This is a genomic window from Leisingera sp. ANG-M7 (assembly GCF_000813965.1).
Lineage (GTDB): Bacteria > Pseudomonadota > Alphaproteobacteria > Rhodobacterales > Rhodobacteraceae > Leisingera.
This window is the reverse complement of record NZ_JWLI01000004.1, coordinates 89166-116155: the sequence shown is the minus strand read 5'-3', so window position 1 is coordinate 116155 and position 26990 is coordinate 89166. Positions and strand designations below refer to the sequence as shown.

The 26990-nt window shown below is 63.2% G+C and carries 26 protein-coding genes; 13 read left to right on the top strand and 13 right to left on the bottom strand.

The genetic code is table 11. The features are described 5' to 3' along the window. Positions 1-2: 2 nt before the first annotated feature. On the top strand, positions 3-377 hold the full coding sequence (locus RA26_RS05055; RefSeq protein ID WP_039180810.1) for a YraN family protein: 375 nt from the start codon (positions 3-5) through the stop codon (positions 375-377). A gap of 71 nt (positions 378-448) precedes the next feature. Then, positions 449-1381 (top strand): glutathione synthase, encoded by a 933-nt coding sequence (gene gshB / locus RA26_RS05050; protein ID WP_039180807.1) that lies wholly within the window; start codon positions 449-451, stop codon positions 1379-1381. 19 nt (positions 1382-1400) lie between these two features. On the opposite strand, the gene RA26_RS05045 is transcribed toward gshB, so the two are convergent. From RA26_RS05045 to cobU, 4 genes are all read right to left on the bottom strand, one after another. After that, positions 1401-2903, bottom strand: a complete 1503-nt coding sequence (locus tag RA26_RS05045) for a YifB family Mg chelatase-like AAA ATPase (protein ID WP_039180804.1) — start codon at positions 2901-2903, stop codon at positions 1401-1403. 115 nt (positions 2904-3018) lie between these two features. Next, a complete protein-coding gene (locus RA26_RS05040; RefSeq protein WP_039180801.1) occupies positions 3019-3702 on the bottom strand; it encodes a glutathione S-transferase in 684 nt (227 codons plus the stop codon). A 58-nt stretch (positions 3703-3760) separates the two neighbouring features. After that, positions 3761-4342, bottom strand: a complete 582-nt coding sequence (locus RA26_RS05035; protein WP_039180798.1) for a histidine phosphatase family protein — start codon at positions 4340-4342, stop codon at positions 3761-3763. After that, positions 4339-4857 (bottom strand): bifunctional adenosylcobinamide kinase/adenosylcobinamide-phosphate guanylyltransferase, encoded by a 519-nt coding sequence (gene cobU, locus RA26_RS05030; protein ID WP_039180796.1) that lies wholly within the window; start codon positions 4855-4857, stop codon positions 4339-4341. The genes RA26_RS05035 and cobU overlap by 4 nt, the downstream gene beginning before the upstream one ends. 276 nt (positions 4858-5133) lie before the next feature. Here cobU and RA26_RS05025 point away from each other — a divergent pair, with 276 nt between their 5' ends. From RA26_RS05025 to RA26_RS04995, 7 genes are all read left to right on the top strand, one after another. Beyond that, a complete protein-coding gene (locus tag RA26_RS05025) occupies positions 5134-6012 on the top strand; it encodes an RNA polymerase factor sigma-32 (protein WP_039180789.1) in 879 nt (292 codons plus the stop codon). Positions 6013-6035: 23 nt separating this feature from the next. Further along, positions 6036-6845 carry a ChaN family lipoprotein gene (locus RA26_RS05020; protein WP_082015768.1) on the top strand — a complete coding sequence of 270 codons (810 nt, stop codon included), beginning with the start codon at positions 6036-6038 and terminating at the stop codon, positions 6843-6845. Positions 6846-6905: 60 nt separating this feature from the next. Further along, positions 6906-8102, top strand: a complete 1197-nt coding sequence (gene coaBC / locus RA26_RS05015; RefSeq protein ID WP_039180783.1) for a bifunctional phosphopantothenoylcysteine decarboxylase/phosphopantothenate--cysteine ligase CoaBC — start codon at positions 6906-6908, stop codon at positions 8100-8102. A gap of 37 nt (positions 8103-8139) precedes the next feature. Further along, positions 8140-8595 carry a dUTP diphosphatase gene (gene dut, locus RA26_RS05010; protein ID WP_039180780.1) on the top strand — a complete coding sequence of 152 codons (456 nt, stop codon included), beginning with the start codon at positions 8140-8142 and terminating at the stop codon, positions 8593-8595. Then, the gene (locus tag RA26_RS05005; protein WP_039180777.1) at positions 8595-9644 is read left to right on the top strand and encodes a HesA/MoeB/ThiF family protein; all 1050 of its coding nucleotides are present in this window, start codon (positions 8595-8597) and stop codon (positions 9642-9644) included. Before dut ends, RA26_RS05005 begins: the two co-directional genes overlap by 1 nt. 9 nt (positions 9645-9653) lie before the next feature. Beyond that, positions 9654-10004, top strand: coding sequence for a hypothetical protein (locus tag RA26_RS05000; protein WP_039180775.1), 351 nt, complete (start codon positions 9654-9656; stop codon positions 10002-10004). Between the two features lie 80 nt (positions 10005-10084). Next, a complete protein-coding gene (locus RA26_RS04995) occupies positions 10085-12100 on the top strand; it encodes a M3 family metallopeptidase (RefSeq protein ID WP_039180772.1) in 2016 nt (671 codons plus the stop codon). Positions 12101-12183: 83 nt separating this feature from the next. Here the strand turns inward: RA26_RS04995 and RA26_RS04990 are convergent, their stop codons facing one another. The 7 genes from RA26_RS04990 to RA26_RS04960 all read right to left on the bottom strand — a co-directional run bounded on the left by RA26_RS04990 (position 12184) and on the right by RA26_RS04960 (position 19817). Further along, positions 12184-13116, bottom strand: a complete 933-nt coding sequence (locus RA26_RS04990; RefSeq protein WP_039180769.1) for a 2-hydroxyacid dehydrogenase — start codon at positions 13114-13116, stop codon at positions 12184-12186. Between the two features lie 17 nt (positions 13117-13133). Continuing rightward, a complete protein-coding gene (rodA, locus tag RA26_RS04985; RefSeq protein ID WP_039180767.1) occupies positions 13134-14285 on the bottom strand; it encodes a rod shape-determining protein RodA in 1152 nt (383 codons plus the stop codon). Beyond that, positions 14282-16228, bottom strand: coding sequence for a penicillin-binding protein 2 (gene mrdA / locus RA26_RS04980; RefSeq protein WP_039180764.1), 1947 nt, complete (start codon positions 16226-16228; stop codon positions 14282-14284). The genes rodA and mrdA overlap by 4 nt, the downstream gene beginning before the upstream one ends. Beyond that, on the bottom strand, positions 16228-16764 hold the full coding sequence (locus RA26_RS04975; RefSeq protein ID WP_039180761.1) for a hypothetical protein: 537 nt from the start codon (positions 16762-16764) through the stop codon (positions 16228-16230). Before RA26_RS04975 ends, mrdA begins: the two co-directional genes overlap by 1 nt. Then, positions 16757-17698: a rod shape-determining protein MreC gene (gene mreC / locus RA26_RS04970; protein WP_039180759.1), complete on the bottom strand. Its 942-nt coding sequence runs from the start codon at positions 17696-17698 to the stop codon at positions 16757-16759. The genes RA26_RS04975 and mreC overlap by 8 nt, the downstream gene beginning before the upstream one ends. A 61-nt stretch (positions 17699-17759) precedes the next feature. After that, positions 17760-18806, bottom strand: a complete 1047-nt coding sequence (locus tag RA26_RS04965) for a rod shape-determining protein (RefSeq protein ID WP_019297721.1) — start codon at positions 18804-18806, stop codon at positions 17760-17762. A gap of 231 nt (positions 18807-19037) precedes the next feature. After that, positions 19038-19817, bottom strand: coding sequence for a hypothetical protein (locus tag RA26_RS04960; protein WP_039180756.1), 780 nt, complete (start codon positions 19815-19817; stop codon positions 19038-19040). Positions 19818-19949: 132 nt separating this feature from the next. Between RA26_RS04960 and RA26_RS04955 the strand changes: the two genes are divergently transcribed. Further along, a complete protein-coding gene (locus RA26_RS04955; RefSeq protein WP_039180753.1) occupies positions 19950-20744 on the top strand; it encodes a 23S rRNA (adenine(2030)-N(6))-methyltransferase RlmJ in 795 nt (264 codons plus the stop codon). On the opposite strand, the gene RA26_RS04950 is transcribed toward RA26_RS04955, so the two are convergent. Further along, entirely contained in the window at positions 20681-20971 is a 291-nt protein-coding gene (locus tag RA26_RS04950) for a hypothetical protein (RefSeq protein WP_039180750.1), read from the bottom strand. The two genes, RA26_RS04955 and RA26_RS04950, sit on opposite strands and share 64 nt — an antisense overlap. A gap of 98 nt (positions 20972-21069) precedes the next feature. Between RA26_RS04950 and RA26_RS04945 the strand changes: the two genes are divergently transcribed. Then, positions 21070-22815, top strand: a complete 1746-nt coding sequence (locus RA26_RS04945; protein ID WP_039180747.1) for an adenylate/guanylate cyclase domain-containing protein — start codon at positions 21070-21072, stop codon at positions 22813-22815. Between the two features lie 57 nt (positions 22816-22872). Here RA26_RS04945 and RA26_RS04940 read toward each other — a convergent pair whose 3' ends face one another. Further along, positions 22873-24459 (bottom strand): 2-isopropylmalate synthase, encoded by a 1587-nt coding sequence (locus RA26_RS04940; protein ID WP_039180743.1) that lies wholly within the window; start codon positions 24457-24459, stop codon positions 22873-22875. A gap of 504 nt (positions 24460-24963) precedes the next feature. Between RA26_RS04940 and RA26_RS04935 the strand changes: the two genes are divergently transcribed. Both RA26_RS04935 and RA26_RS04930 read left to right on the top strand, forming a co-directional pair. Next, the gene (locus RA26_RS04935; RefSeq protein WP_039180740.1) at positions 24964-25398 is read left to right on the top strand and encodes a universal stress protein; all 435 of its coding nucleotides are present in this window, start codon (positions 24964-24966) and stop codon (positions 25396-25398) included. Between the two features lie 21 nt (positions 25399-25419). After that, on the top strand, positions 25420-26964 hold the full coding sequence (locus RA26_RS04930; RefSeq protein WP_039180736.1) for an alanine/glycine:cation symporter family protein: 1545 nt from the start codon (positions 25420-25422) through the stop codon (positions 26962-26964). The last annotated feature ends 26 nt before the right edge of the window (positions 26965-26990 follow it).

Below are 26990 nucleotides of genomic sequence, written 5' to 3'. Positions count from 1 at the left end.
CCATGAGCCGGATCCGCCAGCACCGCGGGGCCCGCGCCCATCTGGCCGGTGAAGCGGCGGAGGAGATTGTCGCGCGCCACTATGAGAACCGCGGCTATACCGTGGCTGAACGGCGCTGGCGGGGTCCGGGCGGCGAGATTGACCTCATCCTGCGCGGCCCCGAAGAACTGGTTTTTGTCGAGGTGAAACACAGCGCCACCAGCGCCGGCGCGGCGCTGCGGATCACGCCTCGGCAGGCAGAGCGGATCTATGCCAGTGCAGGGCAGTACCTGGACAATGAGCCGCGAGGCCAGCTGACGCCGGTCCGGTTTGACGCGGCGCTGGTCGATGGCACCGGCGCGGTAGAGATCATCGAAAACGCTATCGGCCTTGACTGATCCGCAGCAGCCCCATTGAACCCCGGCGTTCTGTGGGCCATGTATTCGGTCAGCTTACGAGGGATACTGCCATGAAAATCGCCTTCCAGATGGACCCGGTCATGGGCGTGGATATCAACGCCGACAGCAGCTTCCGCCTGGCCGAAGAAGCCCAGGCGCGCGGCCATGAGCTGTTTTTCTATGGCCCGGATCAGTTGGCCTACCAGGAAGGCCGCATCACTGCCCGCGGCCACGACATGACTGTGCAGCGGGTGGCTGGCACACCTGCGGTTCTGGGCGAGGAACGCGAGGTTGATCTGGCGGATTTCGACGTGGTCTGGCTGCGCCAGGACCCGCCGTTTGACATGCACTACATCACCTCGACCCACCTGCTGGACATGCTGAAAGGGCAGGCGCTGGTGGTGAATGATCCTTTCTGGGTACGAAACTACCCGGAAAAATTGCTGGTCCTGAACTTCCCTGAGCTGACCCCGCCGACCACCATCGCCCGCGACCTGCAGACCATCAAGGCGTTCAAGGAAAAGCACGGCGATGTGATCCTGAAGCCGCTGTACGGCAATGGCGGCGCCGGCGTGTTCCGGCTGGACACAAACGACCGCAACCTTACCTCGTTGCATGAGCTGTTCACCGGCTTCAGCCGCGAGCCGCTGATCGTGCAGAAATTCTTGCCCGACGTCAGCAACGGCGACAAGCGGGTGATCCTGGTTGACGGTGAGCCGGTGGGGGCCATCAACCGGGTGCCCGCGGCGGGTGAGACCCGGTCGAACATGCATGTGGGCGGCCGGCCTGAAAAGATCGGGCTGAGCGAGCGCGACCGGGAAATCTGCGCCGCCATTGGCCCGCTGCTGCGCGAGAAGGGCCAGATTTTTGTCGGTATCGACGTGATTGGCGACTACCTGACCGAGATCAACGTGACTTCGCCCACCGGCATTCAGGAACTGGAGCGGTTTGACGGCGTGAATATCGCAGAGAAGGTCTGGCAGGCGATCGAAGCGAAGGTCTGACGTGTGCTCCGGCTCCGGGTCAACCCGGCAGCCGGAAGCTCAGCGCCTCGGCGAAATGCTTACGCTGCACCTTTTCCTCGCAGGCCAGGTCCGCAATGGTGCGGGCGACCCGCAGCACCCGGTGATAGCCGCGCGCGCTGAGGCCGAAGCGTTCAGCTGCGCGGACCAGCAGGTCGCGGCTTTCGGCGTCAGGGGCAGCGATTTCCTCCAAAAGCGCGCCTTCGGCATCGGCGTTCTGGCGCAGGCCGGGATGGCCCTGGAAACGGGCAGTCTGCATCTCCCGGGCAATTGCCACGCGTTGGGCAACCTCGGCAGAGCCTTCGGCGCTGGGCGGCAGCTCCAAGTCGGCCACATCCACTGGCGGCACGTCCAAATGCAGGTCGAAGCGGTCCAGCAGCGGGCCGGATATCCGGCCCAGATAATTCGCTCCGCATATGGGCGCCTGGGAACAGGCGCGGTTGGCATCCGCCAGATAGCCGCATTTGCAGGGGTTGGCAGCGGCCACGAGCATGAAGCGGCTGGGGTATTTCACATGCGCATTGGCGCGCGCCACCATCACCTCTCCGGTTTCCAGAGGCTGGCGCAGGGTTTCCAGCACCGGGCGGCCGAACTCAGGCAGTTCATCTAGGAACAGCACGCCATTGTGGGCCAGGCTGATCTCGCCCGGCTGCGCCCGCCGCCCGCCGCCAGCAATTGCAGCCATGGACGCTGTGTGGTGCGGCTCGCGGAAGGGGCGGGCGCGGCTGATGCCGCCCTCGTCGATCAGCCCGCAGAGGGAATGTATCATCGAGGTTTCCAGCGCTTCTGCCGGAGTAAGCGGCGGCAGGATTGAGGGCAGCCGCGCCGCCAGCATCGACTTGCCCGATCCTGGCGGGCCGACCATCAGCATATGATGGCGCCCGGCGGCGGCGATTTCCAGCGCCCGTTTTGCGATTTCCTGTCCCTTCACATCGCGCAGGTCCTTGCTGCCTAGGCCGAGAACGGCCTCACCCGGTGTGGCAGGTTCGATGCGCCGCTGGCCGGTGAAATGCTGTACCACCTCTGTCAGCGTGGCGGCGCCGATCACCTGCGCCGCGTCGACCCAGGCGGCCTCCGGCCCAGAGGGCTTCGGGCAAAGCAGCATCCTGCCTTCCTCAGCAGCCGTGACTGCAGCGGGCAGGGCGCCGGCCACCGGCATCAGCTGACCGTCGAGTGACAGTTCGCCTAGGGCAATGGTTTCCTCAGCCTTTTCTGCCGGAACGATGCCGATGGCGGCCAGCAGAGCCAGCGCAATCGGCAAGTCGAAATGGCTGCCCTCCTTGGGCAGGCCGGCGGGTGACAGATTGATGGTGATCCTGCGCGAGGGCAGGGCGATGGACATCGCCGCAAAGGCGGCGCGTACCCGCTCGCGCGCTTCCTGAACCGCCTTGTCAGGCAGGCCGACGACTGAGAAGGCAGGCAGCCCGGGCGCCACGGCGCATTGAACCTCGACCTGGCGGGCTTCGACGCCTTGAAAAGCAACCGTGTAGGACCGTGCTGTCATCTCTCCCCGCCATTTGAAAGGTCAGGGAGAGATGCTTGGAAATCGTGGTTTCCAATTGGTTAACGGGAGTGGCGATGTGCCGCGAATTCACGCAGATTTCGCGGAGACTTCAGTTTCAGTCCAGCGACCAGGGCCGCTTCGGCAGTTCCATCGTGTAGGGTTGCGGGTCATAGCTGACCTCATGGGCCAGGGTCTGCCAATGCAGGACCGCCGGATCGGAGAGCAGGAGCTTGCAATAGGCGCGGGTTTCTGCGGAAACCGGCAGGCCATATCCTACGATCCGGGCGGCAACCGGTGTATAAAACACATCAGCCAGAGAATAATCCCCGAACAGGTAACCGATGCTGTGGCCAGACACCTTGCGGGCGTGGGCAAACAGCGTCTCGATCCGCTCCAAGTCGGCGTTTACGCCGCGCGACACCTCGAAGCCTTCGTAGATGTGCGCCAGCTGCATCGGGCATTCACCGCGCAAGGCCGAGAAGCCGCCAACCATTTCCGCTGCCAGCCAGCGCGCCGTTGCGCGCTGCGACGGATCGGACGGCCACAGGCCGGCATCCGGGTGGCGTTCGGCCAGGGTTTCGGCAATGGCCAGGCTTTCGCCCACCACCAACCCCTCCGGCGTGCGCAACGCGGGCACCAGCCGCGCCGGGGCCAGATGCGCCATGTCCTGCGCCATGGTTCCGGAATACAGCCCCACCATATGCACGGTGTGGGGCAGGGAGAATTTTTCGAGCATGAGCCAGCCGCGCAATGACCAGCTGGAAAACATGCGGTCGCCAATATAGATTTCATAAGCCATGGCAGGACGCTAGCGCGGGGCCGCGCATTTCAAAATGGAATGTTTGTGATGGCACACGTCACGGCAGGTGATTGATCTTTCCAGCCTTCCAGCCATCCGGCCCGAGGGAGACTTCGCTGACCGACAGGTTGTCGATCCGGTGAGAAAAGGCCTCTTCCGCTGTCAGCATTTCCGCCCGCTGGATCTGGGTCAGGATCTGTCCGAAATGGCCGACCACGATCAGATCGCGGCCCCGGTGCGCATCGACCAGCCCGTCGATCGCAGCGTTGACCCGATTGCAGACCTGATGCCAGCTTTCACCGTCAGGCGGGGTCACGTCTCCCGGAGTTTCCCAATAAGCGCGGATGCGCTCGGGGTCCTCGGCGTCGACTTCGGCCCAGCTGCGCAGTTCCCAGGCGCCGAAATGGATTTCGCGCAACGCCTCGGCGTGGGGCAGGCGATCCCGGCTGCCCTGGATTGCACTGGCGGTTTCCACCGCCCGGGACAGGTCCGAGGACACCACCAGCGCCTTGGCGGGCAGATAATCCGACAAGCGGGAAAGGGCTGCGGTATCCGACAAATCCGCAGGCAGATCGGACCAGCCGACCATGCACTTCGCATGGGTTGGCCCATGCCGCACCAGGAACAGGCGGGTGATCACAGCGTGCCCTTCAGAACCAGCGGCAGCCCCGCGGTCACCTGAACCACGGTGTCCGCGCGTGCGGCCAGCGCGATATTCAGACGTCCTTGGGCCTCGCGAAAACGGCGGGCCAGTTTGTTTTCCGGGACAATGCCCAGCCCGGTTTCATTGGAGACAATAACGAGGTCGGCCTGGCAGCGATCCATGGCAGACAGCAATTCTTCTGCGGCGGCCTCCAGATCGTGATCTGCCAGCAGATGATTGGTCAGCCACATCGTGGCGCAATCCATCAGGCAGATTTGACCGGCGTTGAGAGGGTCAAGGACCTGCGCGGCCGTTTCCGGTTCTTCAAAAGTCAGCCAGCCAGACCCTCTTTGTTCGAGGTGACGAGACACTTTTTCGCGCATTTCGGCGTCGAAAATTTGTGCGGTTGCCCAGTAAACTTTGTCTTTTCCGGTAGTTGAGCATAGCTGCTCGGCAAATGCCGACTTACCCGAGGCGGCGCCCCCCAGAATAAAAGTTACATTTAACGGCATTTTTTGCTAACCTATGAGTCCGAAGCCGTTCCTGTGGGTAACTGCAGGGCCCGGTGAAGACAAGAGACCGCAGCGTCCCGGGGTTCCACTTATTAAGGCCGGGATAGGCTGCGCAGGGGCCAAGATACAATTTAACTTTTCCATTTTGGCCTTTGGATGAGCCGTGAGTCTTATCCGCTGCGCTGTTGCTGTCGGCCTATGAATGCCGGGCCTCCAATTGTTGTAAGCACGCCTGCAGGCGGCAGTTTGTTAATTAGTTTCCGGGGGGAAATCACAATGGCACTTGATCAAACAGCCGAAAACCCATTGCCGAGACAGGCAATGAAGGCGGAACTTCTGGATGCAGAGACTGAGCGGCGCCTGGCCTATGCCTGGCGGGACGACCGCGACGTGCAGTCGCTGCACCGGCTTATAAACGCATATATGCGCCTGGCCATTTCCATGGCGGCCAAGTTCAAGCGGTATGGGGCGCCGATGAACGATCTGATCCAGGAGGCAGGCCTGGGGCTCATGAAGGCAGCGGACAAATTCGACCCGGACCGGGGGGTTCGGTTCTCGACCTATGCGGTCTGGTGGATCAAGGCGTCGATCCAGGATTACGTGATGCGCAACTGGTCGATGGTCCGCACCGGCTCCACCTCGTCGCAAAAATCGCTGTTCTTCAATATGCGCCGGGTGCAGGCGCAGTTCGAGCGTGAAGCGCGGGTGTCGGGTGTGAAGCTGGACCGTCACCAGCTGCATCAGAAGATCGCCACTGAAATCGGTGTGCCGCTGCGCGACGTTGAAATGATGGAGGGGCGCCTGTCCGGTGCCGACTTCTCGCTCAATGCCATCCAGTCCGCCGATGAAGAGGGCCGCGAATGGATTGATGCGCTGGAGGATGAAGCGTCGCAGGCTGAGGAACTGGTGCAGGAACGCCATGACCGGCGTCAGCTGCGTAAGTGGCTGGTGGGGGCGCTGCAGGCGCTGAACGACCGCGAGCGGTTCATCATCACCGAGCGCAAGTTGCGCGAACGCCCGCGCACGCTGGAAAGCCTGGGCCTGGAACTTGGCCTGTCCAAGGAGCGGGTGCGCCAGCTGGAGGCAGGCGCCTTCCAGAAGATGCGCAAATGCCTTGAAGGCCAATCGCGCGAGGTGCACAAACTGCTTTCATGAGAAAGCGATTGAATGGCCTGAAAATGATTGCAAGCGCCGCCGCCCTGGCGGCGCTTTGCGTGTCCGGCGTCCGTGCAGAAGAGCTTGCCGGCGCAGTTGAAGTGCTGCGGGGGGCGGATGTAGTGATCCTGGGCGAGGTGCATGACAATCCTGTGCACCATCAGCGGCAGGCGCATCTCCTTCTGGCGCTGAAGCCCAGGGCCGTGGTCTGGGAGATGATCACGGCAGAGCAAGCGGAAGGGCTGGAAGCCAGTATTCTTGGTGATGCAGAGCAGACGGCCGAAGCGCTGAACTGGGCGGTAAGCGGCTGGCCGGAGTTCGGCCTGTATGCCCCGGTCTTTGCGGCGGCCAAGGGCGCACGCCAGTACGGCGCACTGGTGCCGCGAAGTGATGCGACCAAGATCATGAGTGAAGGTGCAGTTGCCTACTTCGGAGCTGGGGCGGCCGCGCTTTTCGGTCTGGATCAGCCGTTGCCGGAAACGGAGCAGGCGGCAAGGGAAGCAGATCAGCAGGCCAATCACTGCAATGCCATGCCAGAGGAAATGCTGCCGGTTCTCGTGGACTTCCAGCGCCTTCGCGATGCTGCGCTGGCGGCAGCTGCAGATAAGGCCTTGGCGGAAACCGGCGGCCCGGTTGCTGTCATCACCGGCAACGGCCATGCCCGTATGGACCGGGGACTGACGATCTATCTGGCAAATGCCCGGCCTGAGGCAGCAATCCGAAGCTTGGGCCAGTCCGAGGACGGGCAGATCAGCGGGCAATTTGATCTGGTGCTGGATGCTCCTTCGGTCGAGCGGCCTGATCCCTGCCTTGCATTCCACAAGGATGGCTGACTGCTTCACACTTTTGCCGCGCCGCAGTAAGGTCGCGGGAAACCGGGCGAGGATGCGCAGATGCTGGCAGGCAAACATATTCTATTGATCATCGGCGGCGGCATTGCGGCCTATAAGTCGTTGGAGCTGATCCGCCGCCTGCAGGACCAGGGCGCCCGGGTGACACCGGTGCTGACCAAGGCGGGGGCCGAGTTTGTGACGCCGCTGTCGGTTTCGGCCTTGGCTGGGACGGCGGTGCATCAGGAGCTGTTCGACCTGACAGCGGAGGCGGAGATGGGCCATATCCAGCTGTCGCGCAGTGCCGACCTTCTTGTTGTGGCGCCGGCCACCGCCGATCTGATGGCGAAAATGGCGCAAGGCTTTGCAAACGACCTTGCCTCGACGCTGCTGCTGGCAACCGACACGCCTGTGCTGCTGGCGCCGGCAATGAATGTCCGCATGTGGGAGCATCCGGCGACGCAGCGCAATCTTGAAACCCTGAAAGCGGACGGCGTGTCCTTCGTCGGTCCCAACGAGGGCAGCATGGCCTGCGGTGAATTCGGACCGGGCCGGATGGCGGAACCGGATGAGATTCTAGCGGCTATCGCCGCCAAACTCGCGGACGGGGCCCTGAAGGGAAAGCGCATTCTGGTCACCTCCGGCCCCACGCATGAGCCGATTGACCCGGTGCGCTATATCGCCAACCGCTCCTCCGGGGCGCAGGGGGCAGCGGTGGCCCGTGCTCTGCGAGACTTGGGGGCTGAGGTCGTGTTTGTCACGGGCCCCGCAGAGGTGCGTCCGCCTGAAGGCGTGCAGGTGGTGCCGGTGGAAAGCGCCCGCGAGATGGAAGCAGCCGTGCAGCAGGCACTGCCCGCCGACGCTGGTGTCTTTGCCGCCGCGGTGGCGGACTGGCGGGTGGCCAGCGCCTCTGACCGGAAGCTGAAGAAATCCAAGGATGGTCTGCCGGTGCTGGAATTCGCTGAAAACCCCGACATTCTGAAAACCGTCTCGCAGATGAAGCAAGGCCGCCCCGGGCTGGTGGTCGGCTTTGCGGCGGAAACCAACGACGTGATCGAGAACGCAACCGCCAAACGCAAGCGCAAGGGCTGTGACTGGATCGTGGCCAATGATGTTTCTCCCGCGACCGGTATCATGGGCGGCAGTGAAAACGCGGTGATCCTGATCTCTGACGAAGGCTCCGAGGAGTGGCCGCGGATGGGCAAGGACGAAGTCGCCCGCAAGCTGGCGGAACGGATTGCGGCGGCGCTGGCCGGGTGAACTTGAGTATTTTTGGAAAGATGAAGGGGGAGCGGGGATGGTGACTATCCGTGTGATCCACGATGAGGGTGCGGACCGGGACGTGCCGCTGCCGACTTATGAAACGGCTGGTGCCGCCGGTGCCGATGTGCGCGCCAACCTGCCGGACCGGGGCTGCCTGGTGCTGCAGCCAGGGGAGCGTAAGCTGGTGCCGACGGGTCTGCGGATTGAGATCCCTGCGGGCTATGAGGTGCAGATCCGCCCGCGTTCGGGGCTGGCGCTGAAGCATGGCATCACCCTGCCCAACACACCGGGCACGATCGACAGCGATTACCGCGGTCCGCTGGGGGTGATCCTGATGAATGCGGGCCAGAAGCCCTTTGAGGTTCACCACGGAGAACGCATCGCCCAGATGGTGGTGGCGCCTGTTCTGCAGGCGCGGTTTGAAGTTGCAGATGCGCTTTCCGGAACTGAGCGGGGCGACGGCGGTTTCGGCTCCACCGGGCAGGCCTGATGCTGCGCATTCTCATCCTGGCCGCGCTGATCTGGTGGGGCGGGCGCTTCCTCGGGCTGCCCCGCAATCTGCGTATCACGCTGCTGACGGTGCTGTTCGTCGCCGTGCTGGCCGTGCAGCTGACGCTGCCGGACGGGCACCCGCTGCGCGAAGGCACCGGCGGCTCGGCAGCACCCTGGCTGATGCTCGGCAGCTTTGCCCTTGTGGCCGGGTTCTATGCGCGTATCGTGACGGCTTTGAAAAACCGCGCCCACCCTCAGGACCTAGAGATGAACCAGCCCGCCAGCACCTTCACCGAAAGCGAGCTTGACCGCTATGCCCGCCATATTGTCCTGCGGGAACTGGGCGGGCCGGGGCAGAAGAAGCTGAAGAAGGCCAAGGTGCTGGTGATCGGAGCCGGCGGGCTGGGCGCGCCTGCGCTGCAATACCTCGCGGCGGCCGGCGTCGGCACTATCGGGGTGATCGACGACGATTTGGTCGATAATGCCAACCTGCAGCGCCAGGTGATCCACCGGGACGAAGACATCGGCAAGCCCAAGGTGTTCTCGGCCCAGGCCGCGATGCAGGCGCAGAATCCCTATGTCGATGTGCACCCCTACAACCGCCGCCTGACCGAAGAGATCGCGGCGGAGCTGTTTGCTGAATATGATCTGATCCTCGACGGCACCGACAATTTTGAAACCCGTTATCTGGCCAACCGCACCGCGGTGGCGCTGGGCAAGCCGCTGATCTCCGGCGCGCTGTCGCAGTGGGAGGGGCAGCTGAGCGTATTCCACCCTGCCAACGACGGCCCCTGTTACCAGTGCATCTTCCCGGAGGCGCCCGCGGCCGGTCTTGCGCCCAGCTGTTCCGAGGCCGGGGTGGTCGGCCCGCTGCCCGGCGTGGTCGGTTCGATGATGGCGGTGGAGGCGGTCAAGCAGATCACCGGCGCCGGAGCGGTACTGCAGGGCGAGATGCTGATCTATGACGGGCTTTACGGTGAAACCCGCAAAATCCGCCTGTCCCGGCGGGCGGATTGCCCGGTTTGCAGCGGCAAGGCGGAAAGCTGACCCCCGCCAGTGAACGAAGCCTACTACATCGCGCTCCTCTGCAGTGCCCTGTTCGGCGGCCAGCCGGAACAGGTGCATGATTTCACCTATCCCGGCGGCGCGGCCTCGATCCGCACCGATTGCGAGAACGGAAACCGGGTCATCGAGTTCGGTCTGGACAAGCGCAGCAGCCTCGACAGCCTTCAGCAGGCGCTGTTTGCGGCAGAGATCACCGGTAAGGAGCCGGTGGTCGTGCTGATCGACACCGATGGCAAGATGGGCCGGTTCGAATGGCGCATCGCCCGGGCGGCAAATATCGCTGACGTGCCCATCCGCATCATTCCGGCAGAGCTGACGGAGGGCGAGGGCGCAGGCGGCTGAGGTGCGGTGTCGCGCAAGGAAAGGTCAATTGCAGCTACCTGTCTTTGCCGCTAGCGTCGCCTTCAAAGGAGATCATTCACATGTCCAACCCGCTTTTGTCCCGCTGGGACACGCCGTTTGAAATTGCCCCGTTCAACAGCATTTCCGACGATGACTTTGCCCCCGCACTGGAGCAGGCGCTGGAGGCGCACAAGGCGCAGATCGACGCCATCGCAAACAGCTCCGAGCCGCCTGGATTCGCCAATGTGATCGAGGCGCTGGAGACACCCTGCCGCGAGCTAGAGCAGGTGCTGGGTGTGTTCTTCACTGTGGCCGGCGCCGACAGCAATCCCAAGCGGGAAGAGCTGCAGCGGGCGTTCTCTCCGAAACTTGCGGCGCATTTCTCCGCCATCACCGCCAACAAGGCGCTTTATGCGCGCATCAAGGCGGTGTGGGATCAGCGCGCGGAGCTGGACCTGACGGATGAACAGCAGCGGGTGCTGATGCTGACCCATCGCGGCTTTGTCCGCGGCGGCGCGGCGCTGGAAGGTGGCGCCGATACCCGGATGCAGGAGATCAAGGGTCGTCTGGCCACCCTGGGAACCCAGTTCACCCAGAACCTGCTGGCGGATGAGCGCGAGTGGTACATGGAGCTCAGCGAGGACGATCTGGAAGGCCTGCCGGAGTTCGTGGTCAAGGCAGCCCGTGCGGCCGGCGAGGAAAAGGGCAAGGACGGCCCGGTGGTCACCCTGTCCCGTTCGCTGATCACGCCCTTTCTGCAGTTCTCGCCGCGCCGCGACCTGCGCGAGAAAGCCTTCAACGCCTGGGCCGCCCGCGGCGCCAATGGCGGCGGGACCGACAACCGCGCCATCGCAGCGGAGATCCTGCAGCTGCGTGAAGAACGCGCGCAGCTGCTGGGTTACGAAAACTTCGCAGCCTACAAGCTGGAAACCGAAATGGCCAAAACGCCGGAGGCCGTGCGCGGGCTCTTGATGGAGGTCTGGGAGGCCGCCAAGTCGCGCGCCGATGAGGACGCGCAGATCCTGACTGAAATGATGCAGGCGGACGGAGTCAACGGCGATCTGGAACCGTGGGACTGGCGCTACTACGCGGAGAAACGCCGCAAGGCCGAGCATGACCTGGATGAGGCAGCGCTGAAGCCCTACCTGCAGCTGGACCGGCTGATCGAGGCGTCTTTTGCCTGCGCCAGCCGCCTGTTCGGGCTGGAGTTCGCACCGCTCGATGTGCCGCTTTACCACCCCGACTGCCGTGCCTGGGAGGTGACCCGGAACGGGCGCCATGTGGCGGTGTTCATCGGCGATTACTTCGCCCGCGGCTCCAAACGCTCCGGTGCCTGGTGTTCCGCGATGCGGCAGCAGGCCAAGTTCCCTGAAGTGCAGGCGCCGGTGGTGATCAACGTCTGCAACTTTGCCAAGGGCGATCCGGCGTTGCTGTCCTGGGATGATGCCCGCACCCTGTTCCATGAGTTTGGACACGCGCTGCATCAGATGCTGTCCAATGTGACCTACGAAAGCGTCTCGGGCACCTCGGTGGCGCGTGATTTCGTGGAGCTGCCCAGCCAATTGTATGAACACTGGCTGGAAGTGCCGGAAGTGCTGCAGGAATTTGCCACCCACGCCGAAACCGGCGAACCGATGCCGCAGGAGATGCTGGAGAAGGTGCTGGGGGCGGCCAATTTCGACATGGGATTTCAGACGGTGGAATATGTCGCGTCCGCCCTTGTCGACCTTGCCTTCCACGATGGCCCTGCACCCTCCGACCCGATGGCCAAGCAGGCCGAGGTGCTGGAGGAAATCGGCATGCCGCGAGCGATCATCATGCGCCACGCCACGCCGCATTTCGCGCATGTGTTTGCAGGCGACGGCTATTCCTCGGGCTACTACAGCTACATGTGGTCAGAGGTGATGGACGCGGATGCCTTTGCCGCTTTTGAGGAAGCGGGCGGGGCCTTTGATGCGGAGCGCGCCAAGGCGCTTGAGGAACATATCCTCTCCACCGGCGGGTCGGTTGATCCGGCAGAGCTTTACACCGCGTTCCGCGGTCGCCTGCCGGGTGTGGAGGCGCTGCTGAAGGGCCGCGGTCTGGCCGCAGAGTAGGAGATGCTCCTCAGCGGGCTCTGCCTGCGGATTGAGTATTTGGGGAAAGATAAAAGCGCGGACGGCGGTCCGCTCTTTTGCGTTCAGTAGCCGAGGCTGCGGTCGACCAGATGCAGCAGCGGCTCCCCCGCCTCACCGCGGCGGATGTTTTCGGCGATCACCTCCGCCGCGGTGCTTTCGCGGGTTTCCGAGGCGATATGCGGGGTCACCGTCACATTGGGATGCGCCCAATAGGGGTGTTCCGGCGGCAGCGGCTCGACGCGGAACACGTCCAGCGTTGCATGGCCGATCTGACCGTTGTCCAGTGCCGTCAGCAGCGCATCGTCATCAATCAGCGGACCGCGGCCCGGGTTGATAATTTTGGCTCCCGCCGGCAGCAGCGCCAGTGTGTCCGCATTCAGGGTGTTTTCGGTGGCCGGCGTGTCCGGCAGCAGCAGAATGACGATCTCTGCATGCGCCAATGCCGCCTTCAGCCCATCCGCACCGGAATGGCAGGTCACGCCTGCGATCTCCTTCTGCGTCCGGCTCCAGCCCGAAACCTGAAAGCCAAGCGCGGCCAGAGCCAAAGCCGAGGCGGTGCCGAGGGCCCCTAGACCCATTACCGTGACGTTCCTGTCTTTGGCCAGCGGAGGGGCCTTGGGCTCCCAGCGTCCGTTCTGCCGCAGGATATGGGTGTCCATGCCCAGATGGTAGCGCAGCGTGTGGCCAACAACCCATTCTGTCATGCCTCGTTCGAGCCCTGCGTCCACCATCCGCGTGAGCGGCATTCCAGCGGGCACGACTGGCACGATTTTTTCAACGCCTGCCCACAGACTCAGGACGGCCTTCAGCCGGGTGAAGGCGGTGAAATCGCTGACCGGTCCGCTGGGGGCGTAGACTATGTAGTCCACGTCTTCCGGCGGGAACTCGTTGCGCAGGTCGGCGTCCACAGCCAGCCGGGAGAGTTCTGTCTTCAAAAGCGGCTCGTAGGCGGGCCAAGCGTCAGGGCGGCCTGCAAACAGGACATTGGCGGTCATGGAAACTCCCTGAATATCTAACGTGAGGCCTGGCGCGGGCGGTGGATATGGGCGCTTTGCACGATGCCGAAGGCACCCAGAAGCACCAGCATCGCCGAGCCACCGTAGGAGACCATCGGCAGCGGCACCCCGACTACCGGTGCCAGCCCCATCACCATCGACATGTTCACGGCAAAGAACAGGAAGAAGGTGATGGCGATGCCCATGATCACCAGCGAGGAGAACCGGTCCTTGGCGGCAATCGCTGAGGCAATGCAGAACACGATGATCAGCATGTAGATGGACAGAAGGGTCACGCCACCGATGAAGCCGAATTCCTCAGCCAGGGTGGTGAAGATGAAGTCGGTGTGCTTTTCCGGCAGGAAGTTGAGCCGCGACTGTGTGCCTTGCATGAAACCGCGCCCGGACCAGCCGCCGGACCCCAGCGCGATCTTGGACTGGGTGATGTGATAACCCGCGCCCAACGGGTCCTGCGAAGGGTCAAGGAAAGTGTCGATGCGGCGGAACTGGTAGTCCTTCAGCAGCTGCCAGTCGGTGCCTCGGCTTTGGAACACCGCGCTGACCAGCCCCGCGCCGGCCGCAATCACCGCCACGAAATAGGCCCAGTGCACACCCGCCAGGAACATCACGCCGCCGCCTGCAGCCATCAGCAGGATCGATGTGCCAAGGTCCGGCTGCTTCAGCACCAGTGCGGTGGGGATGAGGATCAGCGCCACCGGCAGCAGCACCCACAAGGGGCGCGAGGTCTTCTCGGCTGGCAGCCAGTCGTAATAGGCGGCCAGCAGCATCACCAGCGCGATTTTGGTTACCTCCGACGGCTGCAGCCGCATAAAGCCGATGTCGATCCAGCGCTGCGCCCCCATGCCGACGGTGCCGAACAGTTCCACCGCGACCAGCAGGGCCAGCGACCCCAAGTAGGCTACCACCGAGATATTGCGCCAGAACCAGATCGGAATCATCGCCACCACAAACATCACGCCCAGGCCAAGGGCAAAGCGTTTGACTTGTGGTTCCACCCAGGGACTGAAGGACCCGCCCGCCACCGAATAGAGCATCAGAAAGCCGACGCTCGAAACGGTAATCAGCAGGAGCGTCAGCCCCCAGTTCAAATGCAATACCTTGCGCAGGCCGGTGGGGGTCGATTTGGCGTGGTACTCAAGATAGCTCATGCCCGGCTGCTCCTGCTGCCCAGCGGGCGCTTGACGCGTTCGCGCTCCAGCCGTTCCTGCTGTGCCTTGATCCGGCTGCGGTCGGCCTTGGGGTAGGCCTCCAGCGGCGGGGTGCCGTTGTACAGCGCCTGAAGCATCACGTCGCGGGCAACCGGTGCCGCCGCTTTGGAACCGCCGCCACCGTGTTCAACCACCACAGCAACCGCAAATTTCGGCTTGTCATAGGGCGCAAAGCAGACAAACAGGGCATGGTCGCGCCGTTCCCACGGCAGGTCCTCGTTGCGGATAACCCCCGCTGCACGTTCGGCGGCGGTGATGTTGCGGACCTGGCTGGTGCCTGTCTTGCCGGCCATCTCCATTTCCTTGGGAACAATGCGGGAGCGGTAGGCGGTACCGCGCCGGTCATTGCTGACCGAATACATACCGCGGCGCACCATGCGCAGGCTGTTTTCGCTGACTGGCAACGGCTCGCCTGCGCCGCTGGGCTGCTCGACACCGTCCAGCGATTTCAGCAGACGTGGCGTCACGCTGCGGCCGGTGGCAATCCGTGCTGACATGACGGCGAGTTGCAGAGGCGACGCCAGCATGTAGCCCTGTCCGATCGAGGCGTTTGCCGTATCGCCGATCAGCCAATCCTTTCCATAGGAGCTGGATTTCCATTCCTTGGTAGGGGTGATCCCCTGGGCGACTGCGGACATTGGCAGATCGTGTTTAATGCCCAGGCCGAACAGATTGGCCATTTCAGAAATCCTGTCGATCCCGGTCTTGATGGCAACGTCATAGTAATAGACATCGCAGGACCGCTTTAGCGAGGTGTTCAGGTCCACATGCCCGTGGCCGGCCCGTTTCCAGCAGTGGAAGCGGCGGCCGGCAACCTTCAGGTGGCCGGGGCACCAGACAGTTTCCTCCGGCCCGACAACGCCGTTCTCCAATGCGGCCAGCGCGGTGATCATCTTGAACGTGGAGCCGGGCGGGTAGGTGCCCTGCACCGTCTTGTTGGACAGGGGGCGGTAGTTGTCCTCGGTCAGCATCCGGTAGTCGGCGACCGAGATACCGCGCACGAACAGGTTGGGGTCGAAGCTGGGCGAGGAACAGATCGCACGGATATCGCCATCCTCGCAGTCGATCACCACCGCAGCAGCGCTTTCCCGGCCAAGCCGCGCCTGCACATAGTTTTGCAGTTCGGCGTCGATGGTCAGCTGCATGTCAGCGCCGGAGATCCCTTCGCGCCGGTCCAGCTCGCGCATCACCCTGCCGGTGGCATTGACCTCCACCCGTTTGGCACCGGCCTTGCCACGCAGCACATCCTCGCGCTTGGCCTCGAAGCCGACCTTGCCGATCTGGAAACGCGGGATCATCAAGACCGGCTCCGGGTCTTCCATTTTGCTCAGATCATAATCGGAGACCGGGCCGACATAACCAATCACATGTGCGAAGTCGCCAAGCTGCGGGTAGACCCGCGTCAGGCCCACCTCAGGCGTCACACCGGGCAGGGCAGGGGCGTTCACCGCGACCTTGGAAATATCCTCCCAGCCGATCTGATCCGCTAGGGTAATTGGGAGGAACGGCGGCGAGCGGCGCATCTCGGTGCGGGCGCGCTCCAGATCTTCCGGATCCAGCGGCACCAGGTTGGAGAGTTTGGCGATCACCGACTCCACGTCACCCGCATCCTCCGGCACAACGGTGATCCTGTAGGAGGGCGAGTTTTGCGCGATAATCAATCCGTTGCGGTCAAAGATCTGGCCGCGGGCGGGCGGTAGCAGCCGGATATTGATCCGGTTCTCCTCAGCCAGCAGGCGGAACTCATCGGCTTGGTCCACCTGCAGATAGCGCATCCGGGCGGCCAGCCCCCCGGCAAAGGCCAGCTGCAGCCCGCCCAGGAACAGCGCCCGCCGGGTCATCTTGCCATGTGCGGCATCCAGATCCTTGGGATTGCGTTTCATCAGCGGCTCACCAGGGTTTCAGCTTCAGCAGGGGATAGCTTGCGCACCCCCAGAATAGACTGGCTGGCCCAAACTGCCAGCGGATAGGCGGCGATGGTCATCACAACCTGGATAACGGTCAGGCTTAGCTGCGCCTGGGCAACCCCGAAAAGGGTCAGGATCAGCCGGTTCAGTGTGGCAATCCCGGCCAGCGCCAGCGCAACAGCCAGCCATTCGCTTGCAAAGGTGCTTTCCCGGTGGGGTGCCGCGCGGCCCTTGAGGAAGCCGCACCCCAGCACCGTCAGCAGCGCCAGCAGCCCCGGTGGGCGGTGGAACAGCAAATCCGCCAGCAGCATCACTAGGCCGATGGACAGCGCGGGCACATAGTCCGGGCGGCGCAGGCTCCAGGCCATGGCTAGCGCCAGCAGCAGATCCGGCGGTGACCAGAACCGCGGCTCGGTTTCCAGCGGCAGCAAGTGGAAGAACATGATCAGCAGCGCAACTGCGGGGAAGGCCGCGCGCATGGTCCAGATCCGGGCTGGCGAGGTGTTAGCCATTGCCGGCCTCAGCCGCGCCTTCGGCGCTGTCCTCCCCCAGGGTTTCGGGCCGCGGCTGGGGTTGCGGATCGCCGGGGGCGGCGCCGACCAGCCCGCCCGGATCCTGGATCACTTGCGTTCCGTGATGGCGAAGCACCCGCAGGAATTCCAGCCGGCCATAGTCAGCAGACAGCCGCACCCGCATCCGGCCCGAGCGGTCCTTTGCCACCTGGCCGATCAGCAGGCCAGCCGGAAAGACGGCGCCGTCGCCGGAGGAGATCACCCGGTCGCCGGGGCGCACCAGGTCGGGGTTTTCCAGAAAGCTGAGTACTGGCGCGGCGCTGTTGTCACCGGTGACCAGAGCGGTCTGGCCGGAGGGCTGGATGGTGGCGGGGACAGCGCTTGCGGCATCTGTCAGCAGGATCACCCGCGCGGTGTTGCGCCCGGTGCCTGAAATCCGTCCCACCAGACCGATGCCGTCCATCGCGGCCCAGCCGTCATGCACCCCGTCGCGGCTGCCGACGTTCAGCAGCACCGACTGGCGGAAGGGCGAGCCGCTGTCGGCCATCACAACCCCGGTGATATAGGTGAGCTGCGGATCCAGACGCACGTTGTTGAGGTCCAGAAGCCGGGCATTTTCCTGTTCCAGCTGCAATGCGGCCTCTTTCCAGGCCCGCATCTGCCGCAGTTCGCTGCGCAGCTCGCGGTTCTGCTCGGCCAGCCTCTGGTAGCTTTGGAAATCGCGGATCAGGTTGATTGTGGCGGTGACCGGGACCATCGCCCAGTCCATATTGGGCACCACCGTGTCCACCACTTGGGCGCGGAACCGTTCCACCCGCGGGCTGTCGATCCGCCAGACGACAAAAATTGCCGCGAGGCACAGACACAGAACCGCTGTCAGCAGACGCCGCAGCGGGGTTGCGTAATCGTCGCGCTGTGACTTGTCCTTTGCCACGTCTCTCCTTCCAGCCGCCACTCCAGCCTGTCAGCTGGCGCCGTTCTGGCGGGCGGGGCTGTTAGCTGTCGTAGTCGATGGCGTGGGCCAGCTGCTTTTCGAACTCCAGCGCCTTACCGGTTCCAAGCGCCACGCAATTGAGGCTCTCGTCCGCGATGGAGACGGCCAGGCCGGTCTGCTCACGCAGGGCAAGGTCCAGATCGCCCAGCAGTGCACCGCCGCCAGTCAGCATAACACCGCGGTCAACGATGTCGGCGGCCAGATCCGGCGGGGTGGTTTCCAGCGCGGTCATCACCGCCTCGCAAATCTGCTGCACAGGCTCGGCGAGCGCTTCGGCGACCTGGGCCTGGGAAATCTCAATTTCTTTCGGCACGCCGTTCAGCAGGTCGCGGCCGCGGATCTGCATCGACTGGCCGCGGCCGTCGTCGGGCATCCGGGCGGTGCCGATGGAAGTCTTGATGCGCTCGGCAGTGGATTCACCCACCAGAAGGTTTTGCTGGCGGCGCAGGTAGCTGATGATTGCCTCATCCATGCGGTCGCCGCCGACGCGTACAGAGCGGGCGTAAACGATGTCACCCAGCGACAGAACTGCCACCTCGGTGGTGCCGCCGCCGATGTCGACAACCATGTTGCCGGTCGGGTCGGTGATCGGCATGCCGGCACCGATGGCGGCGGCGATGGGTTCGGCAATCAGGCCAGCGCGGCGGGCGCCTGCGGACAGTACTGATTGGCGGATTGCGCGTTTTTCAACCGGGGTCGCGCCATGCGGCACGCAGACGATGATCTTGGGTTTGGAGAAGGTCGAGCGCTTGTGCACCTTGCGGATGAAGTGCTTGATCATCTCTTCGGCGGTGTCGAAGTCGGCAATAACACCTTCGCGCATCGGCCGGATCGCCTCGATCGAGCCGGGGGTGCGGCCCAGCATCAGTTTGGCGTCTTCGCCCACGGCCAGCACTTTCTTGACGCCGTCCTTGACGTGGTAGGCAACCACGGAAGGTTCGGACAGGATCACCCCGCGGCCCTTGACATAGACCAGAGTGTTGGCTGTGCCGAGGTCGATGGCCATGTCCGAGGAGAACAGACCGCCCAAGTTTCCGAAAAGCGCCATATAGAAGGGATCCTGTGAGTGCTGCCAATATTCCTTGGGCGACTCCCCGCAGAAGCCGCCTTCCCAAACCTTATAAGCGGCACGGCTGGCCCGCGAAAGGGCGTATTATGGTGAAACAGCGCCTTTCCGCCCACTATATAGAGCCTCAACCTAGCCGCGTTCCTGCACTGTTCCTGCTGCAGCTGAAAGGTGTGCCTGGTCTGTAAGGGGCTGCTTCGGAACGTCTGGCCGTCAGCTTCGGAAGATCCGCTTCATTTCGGCGTCGAAATGAGCCCAGGTCAGGCTGGCGCTGTTGCCGGCATAGCCCTCGTAATAGGATTTACCGGTGGAGATTGGCAGCCCGGCCCAGATCTTGGCCAGGTTCAGCATGAAGGTCTTGCGCGGCATCTCTGATGCCAGGAATGCACTGTAACCAGCTTCCTCGATCAGCTGATGCGCCAGCTGGTCCTGCAGCTCCGGCGTGAAGCGCGCCTGCGGTTTCACCCCCTGATGCTTAACGAGCCGCCGCAGTGTTGCTGGGATGAACTGATAGCGCCCGATGGCATGGGGCTGTCCCGGGGTGGTGTCGATCCAGGTGTTGATTTCTGCGATGGTCATGCTTGTCGGCTTCTTCGGCGGCTTGCGGGTGGCCCCGTACTGCACCGCATCGTACTGCGCCTTGCCGGCCTCAGCGCTGGCGATCAGATCGAGAAGGCGCTTGACGCTGGGCGGGGCCTTCAGGATCGGGGCAAACAGCCCGCCGCCGCTGCGGCCGCGGAACAGGCTGGCCGCACCGGGGTTGAGCGACACCGCCCCGCGCCCCTGATCCGCGCCGGGCAAGGTGTCCGGCAGCAGGCTGGCAACCGCCTGCGGCGCAGGGGCCGCAGCGGCGGGCGCCGGTCCTGGCATCGGGGCAGAGGCCTTTTGCAGGAAGAAATTATTGCCAACCAGCGAATAGCCTTGCGCGCTGACGGCGGCTGCTGTGCAAATCAGCAGCGCCAGAAACGTCACGATCAGGGCAAGGGCGCTCATTCTGAGGGGCATGGGAACCTGCATTCTGCGGTATCTTGTCGGGATGCAGTCTGCCGCAGCGGGGTTGAGATTCCGTTTATCCAGCGTACGCGGCCTCTTCCGCCCTTTGAAAATAGCGGCTAGAGGGGGCTCATGCTCTCATATCAGCACATCTACCACGCCGGGAACCTGGCCGATGTCCAGAAGCACGCGCTGCTTGCCTGGATGCTGGCTTATCTCACCCGCAAGGACAAACCGGTCAGCTATATAGAGACCCACGCGGGCCGGGGTCTCTATCAGCTGGATGCGCCCGAGGCCGTGAAGACAGGCGAGGCGGAGCAGGGCATCACCAAGGTGCTGGCAAAGCAGGGGCTGGCGGCAGATCATCCGCTGCACCGCGCGCTGTCGGAGACCCGCAAGGCGCATGGCGCGGCCGCCTATCCCGGATCACCGCTGATCGCAGCCTCACTGCTGCGCGTCGGCGACACGCTGCATTTTGCCGAGTTGCACCCTCAGGAAAACGCCGCCCTGCGCGCCGCGCTGAGGCCCTGGAGGGCCAAGGTGCACCAGCAAGACGGGTTTGAACTCGCCTTGTCGCTGGCGCCGCCAACACCACGCCGCGGCCTGCTGCTGATCGATCCCAGCTACGAGATCAAATCCGACTATGCCCGCATCCCCGGCATCATCGGCCTGCTGCACAAAAAGTGGAACGTCGGCGTCATTGCGCTGTGGTACCCGATCCTGAGGGACGGCAGCCACAAACAGATGCTGATGGTGCTGGAGGCGCAAGGGCTGCCAGATGCGCTGCGCCACGAGGTGACCTTTCCGCCGGTGCGCGAAGGTCACCGGATGGTCGGCAGCGGCATGTTCGTGGTCAACGCGCCCTACGGCGCGGCAGAGGAAGCCGCACAGATTTCGGCGCTGTTCGATGCGGTTTCGCGCAAGTAACCCCGGATCGCGCGTTCCACTCGCGCAATCAGTGCTGCGCCGCCAGCCTCGTCGGCTAATGCAGCAGCGTTGATCATACCTTTGGCGATGACGTCGCGCGCTTCTAACTGGCCTGCGGCCGGGGCGAACCGGCGGATGGTTTCCAGAACGATCTGCGCCATCTCCTCTGCCAGCACCGCGGTTTCTGGTGCCAGCTGCAAGTGCTGCTCGGCGTGCTCCGCCTCCATCGCCAGCGCTGGCAGCTCGGATCCTGCGCGGTTGAGTTTCTAATAGGTTTTGATATCCAGCGCTTTCCCGCTACGCTTCTCAGCAGGGAGGGCGCCAGATGGAACGCAGGCTGGCCGCCGTGCTGGCGGCAGATATGGTTGGCTACAGCCGTCTGATGGACGTGGATGAGCAGGGTACGCTGGCCCGTTTGCGCACCCACCGGATCGAACTGATCGACCCTGCGATCTCCAAGAACCGCGGCTCCATCATCAAGACCACTGGCGACGGGATGCTGGTGGAATTCCCCAGCGTCTGCGATGCCGTAGCCTGCGCTGCCGAGGTGCAGGACCGGATGCGCCGCCGCAACGCCGATGTGGTGCCAGACAAACGCATCCAGTTCCGGATCGGCGTGAACCTTGGCGATATCATTTTTGATGACGGCGACATTTACGGCAGCGGCGTCAACGTGGCAGCCCGGCTGGAGCAATTTGCAGGTACCGGGGATGTCTGTATCTCTGCCGCGGTTTTTGATCAGGTCCGGCGGATGGGCAGCTTGCAGTTCGAGGATCTGGGGCCGCAGCAGCTGAAAAACATCGCGGAACCGGTGCAGGTCTACCGGCTTCTGCTGGAGAACGACGCCGTCGGTGCCGCGCCGGACCCGGATCACAATACGGCTGAGCCGGTTACCGTAGTCAAACCTTCCATAGCGGTGCTGCCCTTCGCCAATATGAGCGGGGACCCGGAGCAGGAGTTCTTTGTTGACGGGCTGACAGAGGACATCCTGACAGAGCTCAGCCGCCGCCATGAGCTGTTTGTGATCTCCCGCAATTCGACCTTTGTCTACAAGGGGCAGGCGGTGAACATCCGTGAAGTGGCGGAGAAACTCGGTGCTCGCTACATCGTCGAAGGCAGTGTGCGTAAGGGGGGCAACCGGGTGCGGATCACCGTGCAGCTGATCGACAGCTGCAATGACTCTCATATCTGGGCGGAGAAATACGACCGCACACTGGATGATATCTTTGAGATTCAAGATGAGGTGACATCGGCGATTGTTGCAACCCTTCCCGGGCGGATTGAGGCGGCGCAGCAGGATGAAGTCTCGCGCAAGAAGCCCGCAAGCCTGGCGGCCTATGAATGCGTGCTGGCGGCGAAGGTGCTGCATCACCGCAGCACGGCGGAAAACAATGTAAAGGCGATGGAACTGATCGACCGCGCGGTGGAGCTGGACCCGGAATTTGCCCATGCGCACGCCTGGCGCGGTTGCATCCGCGGTCAGGCCTGGGGGTATGGCTGGTGCGACGATCCAGAGGCGATGCTGCAGCTTGCGCTGGAGGCGATTCAGAAAGCCGCGTCGATGGATGACAATGATGCGGACGTGCACCGGCTGATGGCGGCGGTGTCCATCCTGCAAGAGGACCTGGACCAGGCGCAGTACCATCAGGAACGCGCCCTGTCCCTGAACCCGAACTATGATCTGGTTGTGGTGCAGATGGGGGAGCTTCTGACCTGGCAAGGCAGGCCGGAGGAGGGCGCGGAATGGATCCAGAAGGCGATGCGCCTCAACCCGCACTTCCCGGTCCGGTTCTGGAGCCATCTGGGCAAGGCGCATTTCACCGCCCGCCTTTATGAGGAGGCGCTGACGGATTTCAAACGCTTGCCTGCGCTGGACGCGGTGCAGACAGGACTGGTGGCGGCGTGCCACAGCTGGCTGGACAGCACTCAGCAGGCGCAGGAGTGTGTGGCGCAAATCCGGGTGATGCAGCCGGACGCCACAGCAGAAGGGCTGCTGGCCGGACTGCATTACGGCCGCAGCGAAGACAAACAGCATTTCACCGAAGGGCTGCACAGGGCCGGGCTGAACTAGGTCTCAACAAAAAAGGGCGCCGCAGCGGGCGCCCTTTCTCTTTCAATGGATCCTGGCTCAGGCGAGATCCTTGTAGGAAATCTCCTTGGTGTCCGCGCCTTCGCCAACCCGGCCGCGGCGCACGATCAGGCGGTTCAGCGCGTTCACATAGGCCTTGGCCGACGCCACAACCGTATCGGTGTTGGCGCTTTCGCCGGTGGCGATATTGCCGTCCTCTTCCAGCCGCACGGAGACGGTTGCCTGTGCGTCGGTGCCCTCGGTGACCGCATGAACCTGGTAGAGCTGCAGCCGGGCGGTGTTCGGATAGATCATGCGGATCGCCTTGAAGGTCGCATCCACCGGGCCGTCGCCCTCGGCGGTTTCGGTCACGTCCTTGCCGTCGATCTCCATCTCGACGGTGGATTCCGCGGGGCCGCCGGTGCCGCAGACCACCTTCATCGACACGATTTTAAGGTGGTCGTTCTCCGCGTCGGTGCCAATGCGCATCAGTGCGATGAGATCGTCGTCGAACACTTCCTTCTTGCGGTCGGCCAGTTCCTTGAAGCGGACAAAGACGTCCTTCAGCTGGTTGTCGCCCACGTCATAGCCGAGGTGCTCGAGCTTGTCGCGCAGCGCCGCACGGCCGGAGTGTTTGCCCAAGGGCAGCGAGGTGCCGGAGAGGCCGATGTCCTCGGGCCGCATGATCTCGAAGTTCTCGCGGTTCTTCAGCATGCCGTCCTGGTGGATTCCGCTTTCATGGGCAAAGGCATTCTTGCCGACAATTGCTTTGTTCGGCTGCACCACAAAGCCCGAGACGGTCGAGACCCGGCGCGAGACATGCATGATCTTGGTGGTGTCAATGCCGGTCGACCAGGGCATGATGTCATTGCGCGTTTTCAGCGCCATCACCACCTCTTCCAGCGCGGTGTTGCCCGCCCGCTCGCCGAGGCCGTTGATGGTGCATTCGATCTGGCGCGCACCACCCGCAACTGCGGCCAGGGCGTTGGCGGTCGCCATGCCCAGATCGTTGTGGCAATGGGTGGCAAAGACCACCTCATCAGCCCCTGGCACGGTCTCGATCAGCCGCTTGATCAGGTCGGCGCTTTCCGCGGGTGCGGTGTAGCCCACGGTATCAGGGATGTTGATGGTGGTGGCCCCGGCCTTGATGGCGATCTCGATCACCCGGCACAGGTAATCCCACTCGGTCCGGGTCGCATCCATCGGCGACCACTGCACGTTTTCCACCAGGTTGCGGGCGTGGGTCACGGTTTCGTGGATCTTGTCGGCCATCTCATCCATTGTGAGGTTCGGGATGGCGCGGTGCAGCGGCGAGGTGCCGATAAAGGTGTGGATGCGCGGCTGCGCGGCTTTGCGCACCGCTTCGGCGCAGCGGTCGATGTCCTTGAAATTGGCGCGCGCCAAGCCGCAGATCATCGCGTTCTTGGAGCGTTCGGCAATTTCGGACACCGCGGCAAAGTCGCCTTCAGAGGCAATCGGGAAGCCGGCCTCGATGATGTCCACGCCCATTTCGTCCAGAAGCTCGGCGATCTCCAGCTTCTCGTCATGGGTCATGGTGGCGCCGGGGCTCTGTTCGCCGTCGCGCAGGGTCGTGTCGAAAATCAATACACGGGATTTGTCGCCGGAAATCGGGGATGCGTTTGTCATGATGGTATCTCTTGTCTCTGTCCTAGGCCCTTCCAGGGCATTCATAGCCTTCGATGGCGCGCGTGCGGCAATCCTCTGAGCGGGCGCGCCGGAAGGGCACGCTCAGAGGCGGGCTAGGATCAGTAGGGCGCGCAGAGCTGCACCGCGGGTGGCGGTGGCGGCAATAGTGATATCTGCGCAAATGGTCATGGCAGGGATTTATACAGAGGCGGCACCGAATGGAAAGGGGGATTCTGCCCGCCGGGAATTCGGACGTTGCTGCCCGGGCACGGCACCGTGCTGGCGGCGCTGTATGCGGGTGTATGCGGTAAGTGCAAGACAATATTGAAAAAGGCATATAATATAAGTAAGGACCTGCCGCAGTTTCAATGCGGCAGTTTGTCCGCACTGCGCCTTTTTTATGAGGCGGGAACGGCAATGGGTCTTGCGCTGGCGGCTTTTCCGGCGTTGACACCCCGGATCCGGCGCTCCCGTAGAGGAATGCGCCATCGATAGGAGGAAAACGTGTCGAATAAAATTGTCCTTGGATATGACGACAGCGAGGCCGCCAAATCGGCGCTTGCTTTTGCCGTCAGCCTTGCCAAAGCGCAAGGGGCAGAGCTGGTGATCGCGCATGTGCTGGAATGGTCTCCCTATTCTTTCCTCACGCCTGAGGAGATCGAGCAGCGCCACAAGCGCCGCGAGGAAGAACTGAAGCGTGCAGAGGACGCCTTGCTGGCACCGGTGCGCAAGAGCCTTGAAGACGACGGTGTCACCGTCTCGACTGAACTAAAATACGGCCATATCGCGGAAACCCTTATTGATGTGATCAAGAAGAGTGGCGCCAGCCATCTGATCATCGGTCGCACCGGCCATTCGGCACTGTCTTCGCGGCTGTTCGGCTCTGTCGCAGGCAGCCTGGCCCAGGCGGCTCCGGTTCCGGTCACCATCGTTCCCTAAAGAAAAACTCAGAGGACAGTCATGAGGAAATCAATAAAGGCGGCAGCCCTGTCTGCGCCGCTGCTGCTGGCGGCAACCGCCCCGGCGATGGCACAATCCGTCGACGAACGCGTCAATGAGCTGTTTGCCAGCTCCACCGGCTGGTTCGTCAACCTGATCTTCAGCCCGTTCCCCGGCACCAGCTTCCCCTGGATCGTGGCTTGGCTGGTTATCGCGGCCACCGTGTTCACACTGTACTTCGGCCTGATCCAGTTCCGTGCCTTCCCGCACTCGATTTCGCTGGTCAAAGGCGACTACTCCGACCCCAACGACGCGGGTGAGGTCAGCCACTTCCAGGCGCTGGCGACCGCGCTGTCGGGCACCGTCGGCCTCGGCAATATCGCCGGCGTTGCGGTGGCGGTCGGTATTGGCGGCCCCGGTGCAACCTTCTGGATGATTCTGGCCGGCCTGATGGGAATGGCGTCGAAGTTCACCGAATGCACCCTGGGCGTGAAATACCGCAATGAGTTCGAAGACGGCCACGTCTCCGGCGGCCCGATGTATTACATGACCAAGGGCTTTGCCGAACGCGGCCTGCCGATGGGCAAGTTCCTGGCGGTGCTGTTCTCGGTGTTCTGTATCCTCGGCGCCTTTGGCGGTGGCAACATGTTCCAGGCCAACCAGGCGCACGCGCAGATCTCCGGTGTTGTCGGCGATTATCCCGGCTGGATCACCGGCGTTGTCTTTGCTGCGGTGGTGTTTGCCGTGATCGTGGGTGGCCTCAAGTCGATTGCCCGCGTGACCGAAAAAGTCGTGCCGTTCATGGGCGTTATGTATGTGGCAGCGGCGCTTGTCATTCTGGCGATGAACGCTGACAAGATCGGCTGGGCATTCGGCCAGATCTTCGAAGGCGCTTTCACCGGTGCAGGTGTTGCCGGCGGCATGGTTGGCGCGCTGATCCAGGGCTTCAAACGCGCGGCCTTCTCGAACGAGGCAGGCGTTGGCTCTGCAGCGATCGCCCACTCCGCGGTGAAAACCAAGGAGCCGATCACCGAAGGCTTTGTGTCGCTGCTGGAACCCTTCATCGACACCGTGGTGATCTGCACGATGACCGCGCTGGTGATTATCATCACCGGTCAGCTGATCCAGGATCCGAACACCGGCCTCTACCTGCTGGACGAAGGCGCAAGCACCATTCAGACCGTGGACGGCAACAAGGGCGTGGCGCTGACCTCGGCAGCCTTCTCCTCGGCCTTCAGCTGGTTCCAGTACGTGCTGGCGCTGGCAGTGATCCTGTTCGCGTTCTCCACCATGATCAGCTGGTCCTACTACGGCCTCAAGGCCTGGACCTTCCTGTTCGGCGAAGGCCAGACTACCGAACTGGTGTTCAAGGTGATCTTCTGCATCTTCGTGGTGATCGGCGCAGCCGCAAACCTCGGCCCGGTGATCGACTTCTCCGACGCGGCAATCTTTGCCATGGCGGTGGTCAACATCATCGCGCTCTACTTCCTGATGCCGATCGTCAAGAAAGAGCTGAACAGCTACATGGCGCGCCTGAAATCGGGTGAGATCAAGAAGTACAGCTGATCGGCCCCGGCCTGATCAAAGCTGAA

Bases quoted from the DNA above. Each gene is read 5' to 3' on its own strand.
- RA26_RS05055 (WP_039180810.1), top strand. From the start codon at position 3: ATGAGCCGGATCCGCCAGCACCGCGGGGCCCGCGCCCATCTGGCCGGT.
- gshB (WP_039180807.1), top strand. From the start codon at position 449: ATGAAAATCGCCTTCCAGATGGACCCGGTCATGGGCGTGGATATCAAC.
- RA26_RS05045 (WP_039180804.1), bottom strand. From the start codon at position 2,903: ATGACAGCACGGTCCTACACGGTTGCTTTTCAAGGCGTCGAAGCCCGC.
- RA26_RS05040 (WP_039180801.1), bottom strand. From the start codon at position 3,702: ATGGCTTATGAAATCTATATTGGCGACCGCATGTTTTCCAGCTGGTCA.
- cobU (WP_039180796.1), bottom strand. From the start codon at position 4,857: ATGCCGTTAAATGTAACTTTTATTCTGGGGGGCGCCGCCTCGGGTAAG.
- RA26_RS05025 (WP_039180789.1), top strand. From the start codon at position 5,134: ATGGCACTTGATCAAACAGCCGAAAACCCATTGCCGAGACAGGCAATG.
- RA26_RS05020 (WP_082015768.1), top strand. From the start codon at position 6,036: ATGATTGCAAGCGCCGCCGCCCTGGCGGCGCTTTGCGTGTCCGGCGTC.
- coaBC (WP_039180783.1), top strand. From the start codon at position 6,906: ATGCTGGCAGGCAAACATATTCTATTGATCATCGGCGGCGGCATTGCG.
- dut (WP_039180780.1), top strand. From the start codon at position 8,140: ATGGTGACTATCCGTGTGATCCACGATGAGGGTGCGGACCGGGACGTG.
- RA26_RS05005 (WP_039180777.1), top strand. From the start codon at position 8,595: ATGCTGCGCATTCTCATCCTGGCCGCGCTGATCTGGTGGGGCGGGCGC.
- RA26_RS04995 (WP_039180772.1), top strand. From the start codon at position 10,085: ATGTCCAACCCGCTTTTGTCCCGCTGGGACACGCCGTTTGAAATTGCC.
- RA26_RS04990 (WP_039180769.1), bottom strand. From the start codon at position 13,116: ATGACCGCCAATGTCCTGTTTGCAGGCCGCCCTGACGCTTGGCCCGCC.
- rodA (WP_039180767.1), bottom strand. From the start codon at position 14,285: ATGAGCTATCTTGAGTACCACGCCAAATCGACCCCCACCGGCCTGCGC.
- mrdA (WP_039180764.1), bottom strand. From the start codon at position 16,228: ATGAAACGCAATCCCAAGGATCTGGATGCCGCACATGGCAAGATGACC.
- RA26_RS04975 (WP_039180761.1), bottom strand. From the start codon at position 16,764: ATGGCTAACACCTCGCCAGCCCGGATCTGGACCATGCGCGCGGCCTTC.
- RA26_RS04965 (WP_019297721.1), bottom strand. From the start codon at position 18,806: ATGGCGCTTTTCGGAAACTTGGGCGGTCTGTTCTCCTCGGACATGGCC.
- RA26_RS04960 (WP_039180756.1), bottom strand. From the start codon at position 19,817: ATGAGCGCCCTTGCCCTGATCGTGACGTTTCTGGCGCTGCTGATTTGC.
- RA26_RS04955 (WP_039180753.1), top strand. From the start codon at position 19,950: ATGCTCTCATATCAGCACATCTACCACGCCGGGAACCTGGCCGATGTC.
- RA26_RS04950 (WP_039180750.1), bottom strand. From the start codon at position 20,971: ATGGAGGCGGAGCACGCCGAGCAGCACTTGCAGCTGGCACCAGAAACC.
- RA26_RS04945 (WP_039180747.1), top strand. From the start codon at position 21,070: ATGGAACGCAGGCTGGCCGCCGTGCTGGCGGCAGATATGGTTGGCTAC.
- RA26_RS04940 (WP_039180743.1), bottom strand. From the start codon at position 24,459: ATGACAAACGCATCCCCGATTTCCGGCGACAAATCCCGTGTATTGATT.
- RA26_RS04930 (WP_039180736.1), top strand. From the start codon at position 25,420: ATGAGGAAATCAATAAAGGCGGCAGCCCTGTCTGCGCCGCTGCTGCTG.